Raw genomic sequence first — 2,655 nt, forward strand, 5'->3', positions numbered from 1 at the left:
CCTTTCACACAGTTAGAAAAGTTAATTATTACTTTTTTCACTATATATAGTTAAAGCGAGCGCAACTTGATATTTAACGCTACGCTCGCCCTCATAAACTACATCCAGTCGGCGCTTCTGATCACACCTACGGCTAATCCTTCAATAGAGAAATTTTGATGCTCTAGATCCACTTCGATCGCTTTAAATTCCTCATTCTCAGCATGCAAGAGAACTTTCTTTCCTTTCTTTTCTAAGCGCTTAACAGTCACGTCCTCTTCTACACGAGCAACTATCACTTGGCCATTCTCAGCCACTTGAGTGCTATGGACCGCTAGTAGATCACCATCCATAATCCCAATATCTTTCATGCTCATACCATTAACTCTCAAAAGGTAATCAGCATTCGGTTTAAAAAAACTGGCATCCACATTAAAGTGGCTTTCAACATGTTGCTCTGCCAGTATCGGCTCTCCAGCTGCAACACGGCCAATAATAGGTAAGCCTAGTTGCTCAGGTTCATCCTCAACAAGTCTAATTCCACGACTTGCTCCTGGGACCATTTCAATAACTCCCTTTTTAGCAAGTGCTTTAAGGTGCTCCTCTGCTGCGTTTGCACTCTTGAAACCCAAAGCATCAGCTATTTCAGCACGAGTTGGAGGCATGCCAGTATCTTTTATGAATACTTTTATTAATTCAAAGATTTGTTCTTGTCGTTTCGTTAGAGGACGCATTAACTGGTATTCCATACAGTGGTTTATTTACTGTAAGTATATACAGCTCAAAAAAAATCGCAAATGTTTCTTTATTCAACATATTTTATACCAATTAGCATAATTACACGCTCCATTTTTGAGGCGAGAAAACCTTGTAGATAACACCACTACTGTATCCACTATCAACGAGGTACCTACATCCATTTAGGCAAGGCGAAACTTTTCTATTTATTTGTTCTAAATGAGAAATTTTTAACACTATTAGCGTCAGATTTGTTCCTGCTAATTGAGCACGTATTAAGACTAATTGCTATTAAGCGTAAGCGAAAACAAGCAAAGACTGACTCTGTGTTCTCTTCATTACAAGCTATCGGCGCTCCCACAATGCTGCTCAGTGCTGATGCTGTTGTAGGAGCGAGCTTGCCTCGCGATGTGTTGATGCTGTTGTAGGAGCGAGCTTGCCTCGCGATGTGTTGATTGCTTGTGATATGTTCTTTTTAAATCCCACATAGCAAAAAACCCGTCGCATTGCTGCAACGGGTTTGACGTACATGGAGGTACTAATGTCGATTAGAGCCATGGATGAATACTGTTAATCGACCTTCAATGAGGTCCTAGCTCGCTACGAAGTAGTATGTTTTATTCTTTTTGTTTGGGAAGCCCAACAGCTCGGTGGGTAAACCACCTCCGACCATGCAGCTCAGTGCTGATGTGGCGGGAGCGAGCTTGCCTCACGATCTTTAATAAGGTCCTGGCTCGCTACGAACTAGGATGTTTTATTCTTTTTGCTTGAGAAGCCTAATAGCTCGGCGGGTAAACCACCTCCGACCATACTGCTCTATGCTGATGTGGTGGTAGGAGCGAGTTCACCTCGCGATGTGTTGATTTTGCGAGCTCTTCTAAATCCCAAAAAGCAAAAAACTGGTGGCATTGCTGCAACGGGTTTGACGTACATGGAGGTACTAATGTCGAATAGCTCCATGGATAAATGCTGTTAATCGACCTTTAATTGGGCCCAGGCTCGCTACGAATGAGGATGTTTTACTCTCTTTGTTTGGGGAGTCCAACAGCTTGGCGGGTAAACCACCTCCGACCACGCTGGTCAGTGCTGATGTGGTGGTAGGAGCGAGTTCACCTCGCGATCTTTAATAAGGCCCTGGCTCGCTACGAAGTAGGATGTTTTATTCTTTTTGTTTGGGAAGCCCAACAGCTCGGTGGGTAAACCACCTCCGACCACGCTGGTCAGTGCTGATGCTGTGGTAGGAGCGAGTTTACCTCGCGAGGTTTTATATCTCAAATCTCTATGCCCCAAATAGCAAAAAACCCGTCGCATTGCTGCAACGGGTTTCTTTAATAAGGCCCTGACGATGTTCTACTTTCACATGGGAAGCCCACACTATCATCGACGCTGTTTTGTTTCACTTCTGAGTTCGGCATGGGGTCAGGTGGTTCCAAAACGCTATRGTCATCAGGAAATTCTGTTCATTAATGAAGTATCCTTCATTAATATAAATCTGGAAAAAGCKATTAAATTCTTYTGTCTACTTYAGTCTATTAACTTCTGTCGCTTATAAACCACTTTGGCGTTGTATGGTTAAGCCTCTCGGGTAATTAGTACGAGTTAGCTTAATGCCTCACAGCACTTCCACATCTCGCCTATCAACGTTGTAGTCTTCAACGGCCCTTCAGTTGACTYTAAGTCAAAGTGAGAACTCATCTCGAGGCCTGCTTCCCGCTTAGATGCTTTCAGCGGTTATCAGTTCCGAACGTAGCTACCGGGCAATGCAATTGGCATCACAACCCGAACACCAGCGGTTCGTCCACTCCGGTCCTCTCGTACTAGGAGCAGCCCCTCTCAATTCTCAAACGCCCACGGCAGATAGGGACCGAACTGTCTCACGACGTTCTAAACCCAGCTCGCGTACCACTTTAAATGGCGAACAGCCATACCCTTGGGACC

1 protein-coding gene and 2 rRNA genes are annotated in these 2,655 nt (G+C 44.5%); all 3 read right to left on the minus strand.

Features of this window, described 5'->3' with window-relative positions; translation table 11 throughout:
• Positions 1-98: 98 nt before the first annotated feature.
• On the minus strand, positions 99-713 hold the full coding sequence (lexA, locus tag L1D50_RS22530) for a transcriptional repressor LexA (RefSeq protein ID WP_128725383.1): 615 nt from the start codon (positions 711-713) through the stop codon (positions 99-101).
• Between the two features lie 1,341 nt (positions 714-2,054).
• Positions 2,055-2,168 (minus strand): 5S ribosomal RNA (gene rrf, locus L1D50_RS22535).
• A 117-nt stretch (positions 2,169-2,285) separates the two neighbouring features.
• A 23S ribosomal RNA gene (locus tag L1D50_RS22540) occupies positions 2,286-2,655 on the minus strand; the annotation flags it as partial.

This window comes from Pseudoalteromonas sp. Isolate6, assembly GCF_022398435.1.
In the GTDB taxonomy this organism is placed as follows: domain Bacteria; phylum Pseudomonadota; class Gammaproteobacteria; order Enterobacterales; family Alteromonadaceae; genus Pseudoalteromonas; species Pseudoalteromonas galatheae.

Bases quoted from the DNA above. Each gene is read 5' to 3' on its own strand.
- lexA (WP_128725383.1), bottom strand. From the start codon at position 713: ATGCGTCCTCTAACGAAACGACAAGAACAAATCTTTGAATTAATAAAA.